At 67.4% G+C, this 17,219-nt stretch carries 15 protein-coding genes; 2 read left to right on the top strand and 13 right to left on the bottom strand.

The genetic code is table 11. The features are described from left to right. The first annotated feature begins 20 nt into the window (after nt 1–20). Both HMI58_RS09105 and HMI58_RS09100 read left to right on the top strand, forming a co-directional pair. Nucleotides 21–893 carry an alpha/beta hydrolase gene (locus HMI58_RS09105; protein WP_318779174.1) on the top strand — a complete coding sequence of 291 codons (873 nt, stop codon included), beginning with the start codon at nt 21–23 and terminating at the stop codon, nt 891–893. Then, nucleotides 890–1,999 carry a glycosyltransferase family 1 protein gene (locus HMI58_RS09100; RefSeq protein ID WP_171619175.1) on the top strand — a complete coding sequence of 370 codons (1,110 nt, stop codon included), beginning with the start codon at nt 890–892 and terminating at the stop codon, nt 1,997–1,999. The genes HMI58_RS09105 and HMI58_RS09100 overlap by 4 nt, the downstream gene beginning before the upstream one ends. 31 nt (nt 2,000–2,030) lie before the next feature. Here the strand turns inward: HMI58_RS09100 and HMI58_RS09095 are convergent, their stop codons facing one another. The 13 genes from HMI58_RS09095 to pyrR form a co-directional block, all read right to left on the bottom strand. Beyond that, the gene (locus HMI58_RS09095) at nt 2,031–4,178 is read right to left on the bottom strand and encodes a primosomal protein N' (protein WP_345890618.1); all 2,148 of its coding nucleotides are present in this window, start codon (nt 4,176–4,178) and stop codon (nt 2,031–2,033) included. Nucleotides 4,179–4,293: 115 nt separating this feature from the next. Next, nucleotides 4,294–5,508 carry a methionine adenosyltransferase gene (metK, locus tag HMI58_RS09090; protein ID WP_171587134.1) on the bottom strand — a complete coding sequence of 405 codons (1,215 nt, stop codon included), beginning with the start codon at nt 5,506–5,508 and terminating at the stop codon, nt 4,294–4,296. A 128-nt stretch (nt 5,509–5,636) separates the two neighbouring features. Continuing rightward, the gene (coaBC, locus tag HMI58_RS09085) at nt 5,637–6,881 is read right to left on the bottom strand and encodes a bifunctional phosphopantothenoylcysteine decarboxylase/phosphopantothenate--cysteine ligase CoaBC (RefSeq protein ID WP_171619173.1); all 1,245 of its coding nucleotides are present in this window, start codon (nt 6,879–6,881) and stop codon (nt 5,637–5,639) included. A gap of 49 nt (nt 6,882–6,930) precedes the next feature. Beyond that, complete coding sequence (rpoZ, locus tag HMI58_RS09080) at nt 6,931–7,194, bottom strand: DNA-directed RNA polymerase subunit omega (RefSeq protein ID WP_019482806.1); 264 nt, start codon at nt 7,192–7,194, stop codon at nt 6,931–6,933. A gap of 56 nt (nt 7,195–7,250) precedes the next feature. Further along, a complete protein-coding gene (gmk, locus tag HMI58_RS09075; RefSeq protein ID WP_171587132.1) occupies nt 7,251–7,820 on the bottom strand; it encodes a guanylate kinase in 570 nt (189 codons plus the stop codon). A 37-nt stretch (nt 7,821–7,857) separates the two neighbouring features. After that, entirely contained in the window at nt 7,858–8,187 is a 330-nt protein-coding gene (mihF, locus tag HMI58_RS09070) for an integration host factor, actinobacterial type (RefSeq protein WP_171587131.1), read from the bottom strand. A 104-nt stretch (nt 8,188–8,291) separates the two neighbouring features. After that, the gene (pyrF, locus tag HMI58_RS09065; RefSeq protein ID WP_171619171.1) at nt 8,292–9,185 is read right to left on the bottom strand and encodes an orotidine-5'-phosphate decarboxylase; all 894 of its coding nucleotides are present in this window, start codon (nt 9,183–9,185) and stop codon (nt 8,292–8,294) included. Then, nucleotides 9,172–12,486: a carbamoyl-phosphate synthase large subunit gene (gene carB, locus HMI58_RS09060; protein WP_171619169.1), complete on the bottom strand. Its 3,315-nt coding sequence runs from the start codon at nt 12,484–12,486 to the stop codon at nt 9,172–9,174. The genes pyrF and carB overlap by 14 nt, the downstream gene beginning before the upstream one ends. Then, the gene (gene carA, locus HMI58_RS09055; RefSeq protein WP_171619167.1) at nt 12,487–13,698 is read right to left on the bottom strand and encodes a glutamine-hydrolyzing carbamoyl-phosphate synthase small subunit; all 1,212 of its coding nucleotides are present in this window, start codon (nt 13,696–13,698) and stop codon (nt 12,487–12,489) included. It abuts the gene before it with no gap. Beyond that, nucleotides 13,695–14,252, bottom strand: coding sequence for a hypothetical protein (locus HMI58_RS09050; protein WP_225668003.1), 558 nt, complete (start codon nt 14,250–14,252; stop codon nt 13,695–13,697). The genes carA and HMI58_RS09050 overlap by 4 nt, the downstream gene beginning before the upstream one ends. Beyond that, nucleotides 14,240–15,577 carry a dihydroorotase gene (locus tag HMI58_RS09045; RefSeq protein ID WP_171619165.1) on the bottom strand — a complete coding sequence of 446 codons (1,338 nt, stop codon included), beginning with the start codon at nt 15,575–15,577 and terminating at the stop codon, nt 14,240–14,242. The genes HMI58_RS09050 and HMI58_RS09045 overlap by 13 nt, the downstream gene beginning before the upstream one ends. Further along, nucleotides 15,574–16,587, bottom strand: coding sequence for an aspartate carbamoyltransferase catalytic subunit (locus HMI58_RS09040; protein ID WP_171587126.1), 1,014 nt, complete (start codon nt 16,585–16,587; stop codon nt 15,574–15,576). The genes HMI58_RS09045 and HMI58_RS09040 overlap by 4 nt, the downstream gene beginning before the upstream one ends. Then, nucleotides 16,584–17,183 carry a bifunctional pyr operon transcriptional regulator/uracil phosphoribosyltransferase PyrR gene (gene pyrR, locus HMI58_RS09035; RefSeq protein WP_171619232.1) on the bottom strand — a complete coding sequence of 200 codons (600 nt, stop codon included), beginning with the start codon at nt 17,181–17,183 and terminating at the stop codon, nt 16,584–16,586. The genes HMI58_RS09040 and pyrR overlap by 4 nt, the downstream gene beginning before the upstream one ends. Between the last annotated feature and the right edge of the window lie 36 nt (nt 17,184–17,219).

Below are 17,219 nucleotides of genomic sequence, written 5' to 3'. Positions count from 1 at the left end.
TGGTGCCGTCACCGATAACCGTGAGCCGGCAGGCCTCCGTGGTGACCCTGCCGTATCTTGGAGCAGCTCAGCGCTACTGGATGTTCCCGGCACTGGAAGGCGGCGGCACAGCGCCGGCCATCTTCATGGTGCATGGTTTCAGGGGGGACCATCACGGGTTGCTCCGCATCATCGAGGAGCTGCCCACGCATCGGATTGTGGTGCCCGACCTTCCCGGCTTCGGCCAATCCGAGGCCCTGGAGGGTGTGCACGACGTCGACGCGTACGCACGGTTTGTCGGGTTCAGCCTGGCGGAGCTCGGGTTGGGCTCCGACACGGTACTGCTCGGCCACTCCTTCGGCTCAATCGTCGCGTCGCGGTGGGCTGCTGACAACCCGGCGGCGGTTGCCGCCCTGATCCTGATCAATCCCATCTGCGAGCCTGCGCTGGAAGGTTCCAACCGGCTCGCCTCCATGGCGGCTGCCCTGTACTACCGGGTAGGGGCTGCACTCCCTGAGCGGTTGGGCCTGGCGCTCCTCGGCAACCGGCTCATCGTGTTGGGAATGAGCTCACTGATGGCGAAAACCAGGGACCGAACACTCCGGAAGTACATTCACGGCCAGCACTTGAGCTACTTCAGCAAGTACGCCAGCCGCCGGGTGCTGCTCGAAGCGTTCCAGGCATCAATTACAGGCACGGTCAGGGACAATGCGGCGCGGCTCACGATGCCCGTCCTGCTGGTTGCCGCCGAGAAGGATGACCTGGGTTCAGTGAAAGGTCAGCGTGCACTTGCCAGCCTGATCCCACATTCCCGTCTGGAGATCATCGACGGGGTGGGCCACCTGGTGCACTATGAGACCCCCCACGAAGCGGCCCGCCTGATCGAGAGTTTCCTGGAAGGGACACCCGCATGAGGATCCTGTTCGACGCCCGGTTCACCCGGCTGGACCAGCACGACGGAATCAGCCGCTACGGGGCCAGCCTCATTGCCGCCGTCGCGGAGCGGGCCGACGTGGCGATGCTGATTTCTGACCCCCGGCAGCTCGACCTGCTGCCCGCTGTCCCCCACGTCCTAATCACTTCGCCGCTCTCGCCCCGGGAACTGTTCGTGGCCTCGACGATCAACCGGTTGAACCCCGACGTCGTCATCTGCCCGATGCAGACCATGGGGAGCTGGGGACGGCAGTACCCGCTGGTACTCACCCTGCATGACCTGATCTATTACCAGAACCCCCAGCCACCCGGATTCCTGCCCCTGCCGGTCCGCGCCCTGTGGCGGCTCTACCACCTGGCCTACTGGCCGCAACGCCTCCTGTTGAACCGGGCCGACGTCGTCGCCACCATCTCGGAGACCACCCGGGAGCTGATGAAGGAGCACCGGCTGACCAGACGTCCGGTCCGGCTCGTCAGCAATGCGCCCCAGAAAGACACGGAGGTCCGCCCCGAGGGAGTCCCGCCCAGCAAAGACTTGCTCTACATGGGGTCGTTCATGCCCTACAAGAACGTCGAGACCATTGTGGCGGGCATGAATGGTCTCGACGGGTATACGCTGCACCTGCTCAGCCGGATCACCGCTGACCGGAGGGCGGAGCTCGTTCGGCTTGTCCCGCCGGGGCAACGCGTCGTCTTCCACAACGGTGTGACCGACGGGCAGTACCAGGAGCTGCTCCGCTCGGCGGCGGCGCTGGTGACCCTGTCCCGCGCCGAAGGGTACGGGCTGCCGGTGATCGAGGCGATGGCGGCCGGAACCCCAGTGATTGCCGCCGACACACCGATCTTCAGGGAGGTCGGCGGCGATGCCGCGCTGTACGTGGACCCCGACGACCCCTCGGCGTTCACCGCAGCGGTGAAATCACTCGCCGCACCCGACCGGTGGGATGCCGCCTCCCGCGCCGGCAAGGCGCAGGCAGGCACCTACTCCTGGGACCGCTCCGCTGACCAGCTGCTGGAGGCAGCCGCCATCGCCACCGTCGAACACGCCGGGCGCCGAGGCCTCGGCCGATTGCTCCGGCGCCGGTGACGGCCAGCGACGAATCTGCGACCCGGCTGCGCTATATCAGGTCCGCTGCATCACAGCGGATGTGGACCGGTTCGGACGTCCCCTTCGCCGAGAGTGCTGCCTTGCGGGATTTCAGCCAGGCGGTCGCCGCCGGCGCACTGCGGTAGCTGAAGAACAGCAGCAGCCGGTGCTGGTCCGCGCTGGAGATCTGGGTGTCGGCCGCGTCGCGGCGCCCCGGTGGTCCGGCCTGCCGTCCCCCCGGGGCGCGGCCCGACTGGGGTGCAACCGGCATGGGGCCCACCGTGCGGAGGAACAGGGCCGGATCGAGATCGGCAGTAAACGCAGCCAGGGCCTCACGGGACCCGGTCAGGGCAGCGAACCGGACGGCCGGCGGCAAGCCCAGGTCGGTCCGGGTGGAAAGCTCCCGCCCGGCGGCGCCCTGTGGATCCCAGCGGACCAGATGACCCACTGCTGTTGAATCATCGGCGGTGATGACCACCAGGCCGCCATCGTTCGCGGGGCGCGCCAGCAGCGACGCGGTGAACCAGCGCCGCAGGGTGTCCTCCCCCGCCCGCAGGGATTCCCGGGACAGCATTGCCGACCCGTCCAGAAGGATTACCGCCGCATAGCCGTTCGGGGCAAGCGGTTCAGCCCCCGGCGTGGCGACGACGACGGCGGGACGGTCGGGCACCGTGTCCAGGATGTGCTCTCCGGCTGAAGAGTAGACCGTCGCCCCGGGAAAGGCCCTCCCCAGTTCCTCGGCGGTCCGGGTGGCACCAGCCACTGTGGCACGCAACCGGTGGCTTCCGCAGTTGGCGCACGTCCACCGCGGGTCAGGCCGGCCACACCAGCGGCACCCGGGAGCACCACCCCGCCCGGTCTGGGCCAGTGGTCCGGTACACACGGTGCAGCGGGCCGGTTCACGGCAGTCCTCACAGGCGAGGGCCGGTGAGAATCCGGTCCGCGCCACCTGCAGCAACACTGGCCCCCGGGCCAGCCCGTCGGAGGCAGCCTTCCACGCCGCATGCGGGATCCGGGCGCGCGCCGCCAGCGGATCGCGGGCAGTCTGGAACTCGTCCCCGGTGTGGATCACCCGTGGGCTGCTGCGGCGGACCTCGGCGCGGTCCGCGGCAATCGATTGCGCCCAGCCGGTAGCCACCAGCCGGTGCGCCTCCGTGCTCTGCGATCCGGACGCGAGCAGCGCCGCGCAGCCCTGAAGCTCCGCCCTGAGCAGCAGTACTTCGCGGGCATGCTGGTAGGGCGCCCGCTGTTCCTGGTGCAGGTCATCCCCGTCATCCCAGATGCACACGAGTCCCAGGTCCTGCACCGGAGCATAGGCCGCCGACCGGGTGCCGACCGCCACCCGTACCTGCCCGTGCAGGAGTTTCAGGAAGTTGCGGTACCGCGGCGTCGGCCCGTCCTCGGCGGTAAGGCGCACCAGGTTGTCGGTGCCCAGCCGCCGCGCCAGGGCGGCCTCGACCCGGGCCAGGTCCCGCTGGTCGGGCACGACGACGACGGCGCCCCGGCCTGCATGCCAGACGGTGGCGACCGCCTCAGCGATTTCCGCTGGCCAGTCCCGCGCTCCGTAGCCTCCCAGGCTGGTCAGGACCGCCCGGGGGTTATGCCCGGCGGCCACATGTCTGAGGAAGCTGGCGCCGTTGGCATAGCGGGTCAGCAGCGGGGCGGGGTGTCTTTCTGGATCGTTCGAATCCTTGGCGCCGACTTCCGCCGCACTGCCCGATGAGGCACTGTCCGGTGTGGCACTGTCCACTTCGTCTGTCTCATCGAAGGCCGCGTCTACCCGCGCCATCCGCGGCGGGATGGCGACCCTGAGGATATCGCTGACGGTCCCGGCGTACCGCGCGGCGACGGCACGGCTGAGGGCCAGCACCTCAGGGGTGAGGACCGGCTGGGTGGAGAGAACCTTGCCCAGGGTCAGAAGCCGGGTGGTGCTGTCGGTGGTCGCCGCCCGGGCGACGATGAAACCGGTGAACTCCCGGCCGCTGAAACGCACCTTGACCCGAACCCCGGGCTGGGCAGACTCAGCCAGCTCCTCGGGAACTTCATAGTCGAACACCCGGTCCAGGTGGGGCAGCGGGGAATCCAGCAGGACCTGCGCCACCGGCAGCTTTCCGGCGGGCACCGGCGCGCCGGCTGCCCGTGGTGCCGCCGGGAATCCCTGCAGCAGGGACAGCTGCACCGCGCCCTGATCGCCGGAGATCCCCGCGGTCGATAAGCGCGGGTCGGTGCCGGGAGACTGCTGGGGTGCGCGTCCGCCGGAAGTGTCCCCGTTGCCGTTGCCGGGCGGGCGCGTGCTAGGCGTTGAAATAGCTCCGCAGCTTGTCCACACGGTCGGTCAGTTCCCAGTTGAAGCCGACGTCTTCACGGCCGAAGTGCCCGTGCGCTGCGGTCTTCTGGTAAATGGGCCGCAGCAGGTCCAGTGCGTTGATGATGCCGAGCGGACGCAGGTCGAAGACCTCGCGGATCGCGGCGCCGATCGCGGCTGGGTCAACTGTCTCCGTGCCGAAGGTCTCCACGTAGATGCCCACGGGCTGCGCCATCCCGATTGCGTAGGCGATCTGGATCTCGGCGCGCTTGGCCAGGCCAGCCGCGACCACATTCTTCGCGACCCAGCGCATGGCATAGGCCGCCGAGCGGTCAACCTTGGACGGGTCCTTGCCGCTGAAGGCGCCGCCGCCGTGCCGGGCCATTCCCCCGTAGGTGTCGACAATGATCTTGCGTCCGGTCAGGCCCGCGTCGCCCACCGGGCCGCCGATGACGAAGTCGCCCCCCGGGTTCAGGATGTGGCGCACATTGCTGATGTCCAGCTCGGATGCCGCCAGCACGGGATCGATCACGTGGGTCGCCAGGTCGGCGCGCAACTGATCGAGGTTGACGCCCTGCGCATGCTGGGAGGAGACCACCACCGAGTCCACTGAAACTGGCACATCGCCGTCGTACCCGATGGTTACCTGGGTTTTGCCGTCTGGCCGGAGGTAGTCAAGGGTGCCGTCCTTCCGGACGGTGGTCAGGCGCTCGGAGAGCCGGTGGGCCAGCCAGATGGGGGTGGGCATCAGCACAGCTGTCTCGTCGCTTGCGTAGCCGAACATGATGCCCTGGTCACCGGCGCCCTGCGCGTCGTAAGGGTCCGCGCTGGTTCCCTGGCGGTTCTCCAACGAGTTGAACACTCCGCTGGCAATTTCGGGCGACTGCTGCCCGATGGAGACCGAGACGCCGCAGCGTGCGCCGTCGAACCCGTTGGCGGATGAGTCGTAGCCAATGTTCAGGAGCGTCTGGCGGACCAGTTCGGGGATTTCGACGTACGCCTCGGTGGTGACCTCCCCGGCGACGTGCACCAGCCCAGTGGTCACGAGGGTCTCGACGGCGACCCGGGACTTCGGGTCCTTCTCCAGCATCGCGTCGAGGATGGCGTCGCTGATCTGGTCGCAGATCTTGTCGGGGTGGCCTTCGGTGACGGATTCCGAGGTAAACAGGCGCAGATCGCTGCGAACGGGATTGGCTGAATTCACTTGATCACTCTACTTGGTTCGACCGACAGATTTGCGGCTTGTGTGACGGACTGTGTGACTGATGGGCTGGGCTTACCAAAGAACTACAACTGGGGTCTAAACGCACAGGCCGGCGAACCAGAGCCTGGTTAGCCTCGGCCCGCCAGCGCGGCTGCCACCCGGGCCACCACTGCGGCGGCGACGTCGGTTTTGGTACCGGCAACCTCAACTGGTTCGGCGCCGCGGGCATCGAGGATGGTTGCGACAGTGTCATCGAGCCCAAACACCTTGCCGTCACCCACCTGGTTGAGCACCAGCAGGTCGCAGCCCTTCCGGGCCAGCTTCTGGCGGGCGTGGTCCAACGGGTCCGACGTCGCGTCGCCGGTTTCGGCCGCGAATCCCACAATGACCGGCCCGGTTCCCGCGGCGCCACGCTGCTCAACGGCTTCCCGGAGAATGTCGGGATTGCGCACCAGGGTGATCACGGGGTCGACGCCGTCGGCGCGTTTCTTGATCTTGGTGAGGACCTGCTCGGCTGGCCGGAAGTCGGCTACCGCAGCGGCCATGATGAGCGCGTCAGCCTGTTTCGCCGCGCGCAGTGTCGCGGTCCTGAGCTGCTCGGCAGTTTCGACCGTGACCAGCTCGACGCCGTCGGGGGCGGGGACCTCCACATGGGCGACGATCAATTCGACGGTCGCGCCCTCCGCGAGGGCGGCCGCGGCCAGTGCCATCCCCTGCTTGCCCGACGAGCGGTTACCGAGATAGCGGACCGGGTCGATGGGTTCGCGGGTGCCACCAGCGGTGATCACCAGGTGCCGTCCGGCGAGTGAGCCTTGTGCCGTACCCGAGGAGGACCTGTCCTGATTGGCGCCCTCGTAAGCCGCCATCGCGGCGGCAAAGATGTCGGCGGGTTCGGGTAGCCTGCCAGCGCCGGAGTCGGTGCCGGTCAACCGTCCCGACGCGGGATCGAGCACCAGCGTGCCCCTGCTGCGGAGGGTCGCAATGTTGGCGACGGTCGCGGGGTGGTTCCACATCTCGGTGTGCATGGCGGGTGCCATCAGGACCGGGCAGCGGGCCATCAGCAGGGTCCCGGTCAAAAGGTCGTTGGCCATCCCGGCGGCGGCCCGCGCAATCAGGTCCGCAGTGGCAGGGGCAATGACCACCAGGTCGGCCTGCTGGCCAAGACGCACGTGGTTGACCTTGTCGACGTCGTCGAACACGCTGTTGCTGACCGGGTTCCCGGAAAGAGCCTCCCAGGTGGCGGTCCCGACAAACCGGGTTGCCGCGTCCGTCGGAATGACTGTGACGTTGTGCCCCGCCTCAGTAAAGAGTCGGAGGAGGGAAGCCACCTTGTAGGCGGCGATCCCTCCCCCGACTCCCAGAACTACGCGCACTTGCTCAGCGTTCGGTTAGGCTCGGCTGCAATCACAAGAACAGCAGAAACTACTGCTCGGTTGATTCGACCGGGGTGGCGACGAGCATGCCCTCGTTGATCTCGCGCAGGGCGATCGAGAGCGGCTTCTCGTTCAGGCGGGTGTCGACCAGGGGGCCAACGTACTCGAACAGGCCCTCGTGCAGCTGGGAGTAGTATGCGTTGATCTGCCGGGCGCGCTTGGCACCGTAGATCACCAGGGCATACTTCGAGTCCGAAGCCTCCAGCAGGGAGTCGATCGGCGGGTTGATGATGCCTTCAGGCTGTGTTGACACAAATACTCCGTAAATGGTTCAGATTGTTGGTGGGACAGCGGCTACCAGGTCACGCGCTAACGTGCCTGAGGGCTAAGTCCCATCAGTGATACAAGCTCGTCCGCTGCGCGCTGAACACTGTCATTGACCACCGTGTGGTCGAATTCAGGCTCAGCGGCAAGTTCTAGTTTAGCGGTTTCCAGCCGTTGCTGCTGTTCCTGCTCAGTTTCGGTCCCCCGGCCGACCAAACGGCGCACCATCTCGTCCCAGCTGGGCGGTGTCAGGAACACGAAATTAGCCTCGGGCATTGACTCCTTGACCTGCCGGGCTCCCTGCAGGTCAATCTCGAGCAGCACGGATTTCCCGTCGGCCATCGCCGCGTCGACGGTCCGCCGGAGGGTGCCGTAGCGGTTGCGGCCATGGACCAGCGCCCACTCGAGCATCTGGCCGGTGGCTACCAGGTCGTCGAACTCCTCGTTGCTCACGAAGAAGTAGTGGACTCCATCCACCTCGCCCGGCCGCGGTGGCCTGGTGGTGGCTGAGACGGACAGCCAGACCTGCGGGTAGTTGTCGCGGATGTAGGTGGATACGGTTCCCTTACCGACGGCCGTTGGCCCGGCGAGTACTGTCAGCCGAGGCTGCGACACGTGGTTCCTTACTTACAGGTCTGCTGCCTTGCCCCGATCAGGGCGAAGGGTCCTGCTTTGCTAGATGTTCGATCAATGCCTGGCGCTGGTGCACACCCAGCCCCCGCACACGGCGGGTCGCGGCGATGCCGACGTCGTTCATGATGCCTGCCGCGCGCACATCCCCTACGCCCGGCAACGCCTTCAGCAGGTCCAGCACCTTCAGCCGGCCCACCGCGGGATCCATCGACATACCGTTGACGACGTCGCTGACCGTAGTTTCCCCCGATTTCAGCTTCACCTTCAGATCTGCCCTGACCGCACGGGCCGCAGTAGCCTTCTCGCGCGCCTGAGTCCGTTCGGAGTCCGATAGCGGCTTCAAGCTCACAAGTGCTCCCCTGCAGTTGGCACCGTGCCGCGCTGGACGCTCGGGTAGATGCATTTCTTGTGGAATGGGCTTCCACTGAACCTATCTGTTGAGGCGGCACAAAATCAATTGCGCAGTTCCGCCAGCGCCTGTTCCGCGGCCGTCCGAAGCTTGCTGCTGTCAGGTCCGGCCCGCAGGATGCTGCGGCTCGCGCTCCCGAGTACGAGCGGAAGTGCCGAGCCGAACGTATCGGCGATTTCCTTACGGCCGGCGCCCTGGGCGCCGATGCCGGGAGCAAGGATGGGGCCGTTCAGCTCCGCCAGGTCCAGGCCCAGGGTGCGCACGGCCGCACCAGCCGTTGCTCCGACCACCAGGCCCACCGATCCGAGCCCGACGGCGTCGCGGTTCTCCCGGGCGGCGGCGTCGGCGATCAGCCGGGCCACCGCCTGGCCGCTGGTGTGGCTGCTGGTTGATCCGTCGGCCCCAGACCCGCCGGTCCGGTCGGTCACGTGAGCGTGCTGGATGGACGCGCCCTCCGGGTTGGACGTCAGTGCCAGCACAAACACACCGCGGCCGGTCGCGGCCGCGAGATCCAGTGCGGGACGCAGGGATTCGAACCCCAGGTAGGGGTTGAGTGTGACAGCGTCGGCCGCCAGGGCCGACCCGTCCCGAAGCCAGGCATCCGCGTAGGCGGCCATGGTGGAACCGATATCGCCGCGCTTCGCGTCAGCGATGGTCAGCACCCCCTGGTCAGCAGCATCAGCCAGCAGCCGCTCCAGAGCCGCCATCCCGGCAGAACCGTGCCGTTCGAACAGCGCCACCTGGGGCTTGAGGATGGCGGCTGTTCCGCCGACGGCCTCCAGCACCGTCAGGGCGAAGCGTTCGCAGCCAGCGGCGTCGTCGGCCAGCCCCCAGTCGCGCAGCAGCGCCGGGTGCGGGTCGATTCCCACACACAGGCCGCCGCGGTCCTGCATGCGGGCGGCAAGCCGGACCCCGAACGAGGGCCTAGCGAGCGGCATTGCGGGCTTCGGTTGCCGCCTGCAGGTTGGCGGCGTGTTCCTGGAGGCTGGTCACCGACCACTCGTAGGAGCGCATGGCCTCAATCGCCTGGACGGCAGCGCCGAACTCGGGGACGGTCGTGATGACCGGGAGCCCGTACGAGGTAGCGGCCGCCCGGATCTCGTAACCGTCGCCACGGGCCTGGCCGCCCGAGGGGGTGTTGATGATCATGTCGATGGTGCCGTCGGTGATCAGGTCCACCACTGTGCCTTCGCCGTGCTCACCGGTTCCCTCGGCGATCTTGCGCACGGTGGTGGCCTGGATGCCGTTGCGGCGCAACACGTCGGCGGTGCCGCCGGTGGACAGGATCTCGAAGCCAAGATCGACGAGCCGCTTGACCGGCATGATGATCGAGCGTTTGTCCCGGTTGGCCACCGACACGAATACCCGGCCCTCGGTGGGAAGGGCAGCGTTGGCCGCTGACTGGCTTTTCGCGAACGCGGTGTCGAAGTACTTGTCGATTCCCATCACCTCGCCCGTTGAGCGCATTTCGGGGCCAAGCAGCGAGTCGACGACGGTGCCGTCGGGGGTGCGGAACCGGCTGAACGGCAGGACCGCTTCCTTCACGGACACCGGTGCGTCCAGGGGCAGGTCCCCACCGTCGCCGGTCGCTGGGAGGAGCCCATGCTCGGCGCGGAGGGCCGCGATGGACACCCCGGTCCCGATCAGGGCGGCTGCCTTGGCAAGCTGCACCCCGGTCGCCTTCGACACGAAGGGCACGGTACGGGAGGCACGCGGGTTGGCTTCCAGTACGTACAGCACATCCGAAGCCAGCGCGAACTGGATGTTGATGAGCCCGCGGACCCCTACGCCGTCGGCGATCGCCAAGGTCGCCTCGCGGACGCGCTGCAGGATGTCGGCGCCCAGGGTGATAGGCGGCAGGACGCACGCCGAGTCTCCGGAGTGGATGCCAGCCTCCTCAATGTGTTCCATGATGCCGCCGAGGTACATGTCGGTGCCGTCGTAGAGGGCGTCGACGTCGATCTCGATGGCGTCCTCAAGGAACCGGTCGATCAGGACCGGGTGGGCCTCGGTGATTTCGGTGGCGTTGGCGATGTAGCGGGAAAGGTTGGCCTCGTCGTAGACGATCTCCATTCCGCGGCCGCCCAGGACGTAGGACGGCCGGACGAGGACCGGGTAGCCGATCTCGTCGGCGATCTTTTTGGAGTCCTCGAAGGACACGGCGGTGCCGTTCTTCGGCGAGATCAGCCCTGCCGCGTCGAGGACCCGGCTGAACGCACCCCGGTGTTCGGCCAGGTCGATCGCCTCGGGTGATGTGCCGAGGATCGGGATACCGGCGTCGGCCAGTTCCTGAGCGAGTTTCAGCGGAGTCTGCCCACCGAGCTGCACGAAGACCCCCATCACGCCGCCGGTGCGGTCCTCGGCTGCGATCACCTCAAGGACGTCCTCAAGGGTGAGCGGTTCGAAGTACAGGCGGGTGGAGATGTCGTAGTCGGTGGACACCGTTTCGGGGTTGCAGTTGACCATCACCGTTTCGTAGCCGGCCTCGCGCAACGCCATGGACGCGTGGACACACGAGTAGTCGAACTCGATGCCCTGACCGATCCGGTTCGGGCCGGAGCCCAGGATGATGATCGACGGCTTCGCGTGCGGGCCCACCTCGTCCTCCTCGTCGTAGGACGAGTAGTGGTACGGGGTGTAGGCGGCGAACTCTGCGGCACAGGTGTCGACGGTCTTGTAGACCGGGCGCACGCCAAGGGCGTGGCGGACTCCCCGCACCACAGCTTCGGGGGTGTGGGTCAGCGCGCCGATCTGCTCGTCGGAGAAGCCGTGCCGTTTGGCCAGCCGCAGCATCTCCTCGGTGAGCGCTGGCGCCTCCCGGACGGTCGCGGCCACCTCGTTGAGCAGCACCAGCTGGTCCAGGTACCACGGGTCGATGCCGGTCGCCTGGTAGAGCTCATCGATCGTGCCACCGCCCAGCAGTGCCTGCTGCACCTGGGCGAGGCGCTCGGTGGTGGGCCGCTTGGCAGCGGTGATGAGGGCCGGCACATCGATATCGACCGACGTGTCGAAGGACAGCTGTGAGCCCTTCTGCTCCAGGGAGCGCAGTGCCTTCTGGAGGGCTTCAGTGAAGTTGCGGCCGATGGCCATCGCCTCGCCCACCGACTTCATGGTGGTGGTCAGGGTGGGGTCAGCCGCGGGGAACTTCTCGAACGCGAACCGGGGCACCTTGACCACCACGTAGTCGAGGGTCGGCTCGAACGAGGCGGGGGTCTTCTGGGTGATGTCGTTCGGGATCTCGTCGAGGGTGTAGCCGAGGGAGAGCTTGGTGGCGATCTTTGCGATCGCGAAGCCGGTGGCCTTGGAGGCCAGTGCCGAGGACCGGGAGACGCGCGGGTTCATTTCGATGACGACGATGCGGCCGGTGTCGGGCTCGATGGCGAACTGGATGTTGCAACCGCCGGTGTCGACCCCCACCTCCCGGATGATGGCGATCGAGATGTCACGCAACCGCTGGTACTCGCGGTCAGTGAGGGTCATGGCCGGGGCAACCGTGATCGAGTCTCCAGTGTGCACACCCACCGGGTCGAGGTTCTCGATGGAGCAGACCACCACCACGTTGTCGTTCTTGTCCCGCATCATCTCGAGTTCGTACTCTTTCCAGCCGAGGATGCTCTCCTCGAGGAGGACCTCGGTGGTGGGACTGTACTGGAGACCCTGGCCGACAATACGGCGCAGGTCCTTTTCGTTGTAGGCAAGACCCGAGCCGAGCCCACCCATGGTGAAGGAGGGGCGGACCACCATCGGGTAGCCGAGGTCGGCTGCCGCCTCAAGGGCACCGTCGATGGAGTGGATGATCATGGACCGGGCCGATTCGGCGCCGCAGCGGGCTACAACTCCCTTGAACTTCTCGCGGTCCTCCCCCAGCTCGATGGCAGCGATGTTGGCACCGATCAGTTCCACCCCGTACTTCTCCAGGACACCGTTCTTGTCCAGGGCGATGGCGGCGTTCAGGGCGGTCTGCCCACCGAGGGTGGGAAGGAGTGCGTCGGGGCGCTCCTTCTCGATGATCTTGGCGACCACCTCGGGGGTGATCGGCTCAACATAGGTGGCGTCGGCGAACTCGGGGTCGGTCATGATGGTGGCCGGATTGGAGTTGACCAGGATGACCCGCAGGCCCTCCTCCTTCAGCACGCGCAGCGCCTGCGTTCCCGAGTAATCGAATTCGGCGGCCTGGCCGATGACGATCGGCCCGGAGCCGATGACCATGACGCTTTTGAGGTCGGTTCTGCGTGGCATCTAGTTTTCTTCCTTGTCGTTTGCGTCGCTGCTCAGCTGGTGACCGGACCGGGTGTCGGTCATCAACTGGATAAACCGGTCGAACAGGTACGCCGAATCATGGGGTCCGGCTGCCGCTTCCGGGTGGTACTGGACGGAGAAAGCGGGCAGGTCAAGGCAGGCCAGGCCCTCGACGACGTCGTCGTTGAGGCTGACATGGCTGACCTCGACCCGCCCGAACCGGGCTTCGGGGGCCTGGGTGGGGCCGTCGAGGGGTGCGTCGACGGCGAACCCGTGGTTCTGTGAGGTGATCTCCACCTTGCCGGTGCGCCGGTCCAGGACCGGCTGGTTGATACCGCGGTGGCCGTAACGGAGCTTGTAGGTGCCAAATCCGAGCGCGCGGCCCAGGATCTGGTTGCCGAAGCAGATGCCGAAGAACGGAATCCGCGCGTCGAGCACCTCCCGCAGCAGGGTGACCTGGGGGTCGGCGGTTGCCGGGTCGCCCGGTCCGTTGGACATGAACACCCCATCGGGTGATTCCCGTGCCACCTCCGCGAAGGTGGAGTTGGCGGGAAGGACCACCGTGCGGACCCCGCGCTGAGCGAAGTGCCTGGGGGTCATCGACTTGATTCCCAGGTCCAGGGCGGCGACGGTGAACAGTGGCTCACCCTCCCAGCCGTTGTCGGACGGTTCCACCACGTAGCGTTCTGTGGCGCTGACCTCCTCGGCGAGCCGGGCACCCTTCATCGATTCCTGGCCGAAGACCTGCGCCAGCAGCTCGGCGTCGGACCCGGCGGCTGCCGGACCAGAGAAGATTCCAGCCTTCATCGCACCGCGTTCACGGAGGTGCCGGGTCACGGCGCGGGTATCGACGCCCTGGATCCCGATGATCCCCTGGTCCCGGAGTTGCCCGTCGAGGCTCTGCTCGGACCGCCAGTTGGAGGGGCGGCGCGCGGCGTCGCGCACGATGTAGCCGGCGACCCAGATCCGGCGGGACTCGGCGTCGTCGTTGTTCACCCCGGTGTTGCCGATATGGGGTGCCGTCTGGACCACCAGTTGGCGGGCGTAGGACGGGTCGGTGATGGTCTCCTGGTAGCCGGTCATGCCGGTGGCGAAGACAGCTTCGCCCAGCGCAGTGCCCTGCGCCCCGTAGCTGCGGCCGCGGAAGGTGCGGCCGTCCTCGAGGATCAGTACTGCAGCGCTCTCGGTTGCTGGCTGGCTGGATTCTGTCACTGTGTGTCCTTCATGGGGTTTTGACGCTGTGCCGGGGGTGTGTGGGTGTTGGGCGAGGGCTGGGTGCTGGCGGGGGCGAGGGCAGCGGCGGCGTCCAGTAACCCGTTGCGGTCCTGGGCCTGGCGGGTGCGGAAGCCAGTGTCGACGGGCGTCCCGTTGAGGGCCCAGGTGAAGACCACCAGGCCGTCCTTCTCCACGAACTTGCCGGCCATCCCGCGGTCCAGCCTGACGCTCCTGAGGTCGGCACGCCTGATAAACAGGTCGCGCGCACCGCTGCGGACCATCATGATGCCCTCCTCGTGGACGCTGGCAGTCGCGTTGGACTTCACGCCCAGGCCGTGGACGGCGATCCGGTCAAGCCAATCCCCCGCCGTCGTCGTGACGACGTACTGGCCGTTGGCGACATACGCCGGGTCGCTGAGCTCCTCGGGCGCCTCGGGCGGGGCGGGGACGTCCCGCTGCCGTGCAAGGCGGCCGCGCCACCCCAGGACCCCGAGGGCGATGGCGGCGGCGATGATGCCCGTGGAGAGGGCGACGGGCATTAGCCAGTCCATGTGGATTCCTCAGCTGCTGTTGGGTGCGGGGTGTTCAGGCGGCCGTCCAGCACGGTTGGGTGACCCCTGAAGAACGTGGCGTGGACGGCTCCGGGTAGCTCAGTGCCGGCAAATGGGCTGTTGCGGCCCATGGTGGCCATTTTATCCGGATCGACCACCCAGCGTGCCTCCGGATCAACGAGTGTTACGTTAGCTGCCTCACCTTCGGCCAGCGGTCGGCCCTGCCGGTCCAGGCGCCCGATCGTCGCCGGGGTGTGAGAGGTGACGCGGGCGAAACCTTTCCAGTCCATCAGGCCGGTGTTGATCATGGTGTGCTGGACCACCGAGAGGGCGGTTTCCAGCCCGGTCATGCCCATGGCTGCCTGCGCCCATTCGCAGTCCTTGTGTTCGGACGGGTGCGGTGCGTGGTCGGTGCCGACAATATCGATGGTGCCGTCGGCCAGCGCCTCCCTGAGGGCCTGCACGTCTTCGCCGGTGCGCAGGGGCGGGTTCACCTTGTAGACAGGGTTGTAGGTGCGCACCAGGTCATCGGTGAGGAGCAGGTGGTGCGGGGTGACCTCGGCGGTGACCCTGATACCGCGGGCCTTGGCCCAGCGGATGATCTCCACTGATCCGGCGGTTGAGACGTGGCAGACGTGAAGCCGGGACTGCACGTGGTGCGCCAGGAGGACATCCCGGGCAATGATGCTTTCCTCGGCGACGGCGGGCCAGCCGGTCAGGCCGAGTACCGCCGACACTGCGCCCTCGTTCATCTGGGCTCCCTCGGTGAGCCGGGGTTCCTGGGCATGCTGGGCGATCACGCCGTCGAACGCCTTGACGTACTCCAGCGCGCGGCGCATCAGAACGGGGTCGCTGACGCAGACGCCGTCGTCGGAAAACACCCGGACACCGGCCCGCGAGTCGGCCATCGCACCGAGTTCGGCGAGCTGGGTGCCGCCGAGTCCTACGGTGACGGCGCCCACCGGGCGGACCTCGACCCAGCCGGCCCGGCGGCCCAGGCTGTAGACCTGTTCCACCACGCCCGCGGTATCCGCGACGGGGGTGCTGTTGGCCATGGCGTGGACCGCTGTGAAGCCGCCCCTCGCTGCGGCGCGGGTACCGGTTTCGACGGTTTCGGCGTCCTCCCGGCCGGGTTCGCGGAGGTGGGTGTGCAGGTCCACCAGGCCGGGCAGCGCGACGAGGCCGTCGGCGTCGATCACCGTTGCCCCGGCAGCCGTGAGGCCCGGTCCGACACCGGCGATCACTCCGTCTGCGATCAGCAGGTCGGCGCGTTCCTGGCCGAGCAGTGCTGCGCCGCGGATGAGGTAGCGTGCTGGTGCGTTCATCGGTGGTTCTCCTGGGTGGGGGTGGGAAGTGCCGGAGCGGGACCCGTCTGGTCCTCGCCCGCGAGCAGCAGGTACAGCGCGGCCATCCGGACTGAGACGCCGTTGCGCACCTGCGCCAGTACGGTCGAGCGGGACGAGTCGGCTGCTGCCGCGGAGATCTCAAGGCCGCGGTTCATTGGCCCGGGGTGCATGATGACGGTGTCATTGAGCCCGTGGGTGTCGAGCGCCGCCAGCCGGGCGTCGTCGAATCCCCAGCGGCGTGAGTATTCGCGGGTGGAGGGGAAGAACGCGGCATTCATCCGTTCGGCCTGGAGCCGGAGCATCATCACCGCGTCGGGGCCGGCGGCGAGGGCTTCGTCCAGGTCGTAGGTGATTCGGCAGGGCCAGTGTTCTGCGCCGACCGGGACGAGAGTGGGCGGCGCCACCAGCGTCACCGTCGCGCCGAGCGTCACCAGGAGCCACAGGTTGGACCGCGCCACCCGGGAGTGCAGCACGTCGCCGACGATGGTGACCGCCATCCCCGACAGGTCGGACCCGTGGGAGGGGATGCCGTTGATCTTCGCCCAGTGGCGGCGCAGGGTGAAGGCGTCCAGCAGTGCCTGGGTGGGGTGTTCGTGCATCCCGTCCCCTGCGTTGATCACCGCAGCGTCGATCCAGTCCGATGTCGCCAGCCGGGCGGGCGCGCCGGAGGCCCAGTGCCTGATGACCACAGCGTCGGCGGACATGGCCTCAAGGGTCTGCGCGGTATCCTTCAGCGACTCGCCCTTGGACACGGACGACCCCTTCACCGCGAAGGTGATGACGTCAGCGGACAGGCGTTTCGCTGCCGCTTCGAAAGAGATCCTGGTCCGGGTGGAGTCCTCGAAGAACAGGTTCACCACCGTGCGTCCGCGGAGGGTGGGCAGTTTTTTGATCTCCCGCTCCCCTACTGCAGCCATTTCCTCGGCGACGTCGAGGATCCGGATGGCGTCCAGCCGGGACAGGTCGCGGGTGGACAGCAGGTGCCTCATGCGGGGCCCTCGATGACAACCTCGTTGACCGGCTGGCCGTTCACCGCGTCGATTTCGGCGAGGTGAACGCGGACCTTCTCGACGGAAGAGGTGGGAAGGTTCTTTCCCACGTGGTCGGCCCTGATGGGAAGTTCACGGTGCCCGCGGTCCACCAGGACGGCCAACCGGACGGCCCGTGGCCGTCCCAGGTCCACGAGGGCGTCGAGTGCGGCACGGATGGTCCGCCCGGAGTACAGGACGTCGTCGACGAGCACTACAACCTTGTTGTCGATGCCCGACGGCGGCAGCTGGGTCCGCAGCGGCGGGCGGGTCGGGTGGTGGCGAAGGTCGTCCCGGAACATGGTCACGTCGAGCTGCCCAACGATGCCGGCGGGATCGAGCAACGAGCCGGTGGCCTGGTTCTCGGCGGCAGCGATCTTTCGGGCCAGACGCTGGGCGAGGGGGTACCCGCGGCGTGGGATGCCCAGCAGCACCAGGTCGGCGGTCCCCTTGTTGGCCTCGAGGATTTCGTGGGCAATGCGGGTGAGCGCACGGTCAATATCGGCTTCGGCGAGAACGACACGCGAGAGGACACTCTCAGACTGAGGTGCAGGCATGTTCATTTGACGCTTCCTCCTTCCCCGCCTCACAGG

Source organism: Arthrobacter sp. 147(2020) (assembly GCF_013116715.1).
Classification (GTDB): Bacteria; Actinomycetota; Actinomycetes; order Actinomycetales; family Micrococcaceae; genus Arthrobacter_D.
The sequence above is the reverse complement of the archived record's forward strand: the minus strand, read 5'-3'. Positions and strand labels throughout refer to the sequence as shown.

Bases quoted from the DNA above. Each gene is read 5' to 3' on its own strand.
- pyrF (WP_171619171.1), bottom strand. From the start codon at position 9,185: ATGCCGCTCGCTAGGCCCTCGTTCGGGGTCCGGCTTGCCGCCCGCATG.
- HMI58_RS09040 (WP_171587126.1), bottom strand. From the start codon at position 16,587: ATGAGGCACCTGCTGTCCACCCGCGACCTGTCCCGGCTGGACGCCATC.
- HMI58_RS09100 (WP_171619175.1), top strand. From the start codon at position 890: ATGAGGATCCTGTTCGACGCCCGGTTCACCCGGCTGGACCAGCACGAC.
- HMI58_RS09050 (WP_225668003.1), bottom strand. From the start codon at position 14,252: ATGGACTGGCTAATGCCCGTCGCCCTCTCCACGGGCATCATCGCCGCC.
- carB (WP_171619169.1), bottom strand. From the start codon at position 12,486: ATGCCACGCAGAACCGACCTCAAAAGCGTCATGGTCATCGGCTCCGGG.
- HMI58_RS09045 (WP_171619165.1), bottom strand. From the start codon at position 15,577: ATGAACGCACCAGCACGCTACCTCATCCGCGGCGCAGCACTGCTCGGC.
- pyrR (WP_171619232.1), bottom strand. From the start codon at position 17,183: ATGCCTGCACCTCAGTCTGAGAGTGTCCTCTCGCGTGTCGTTCTCGCC.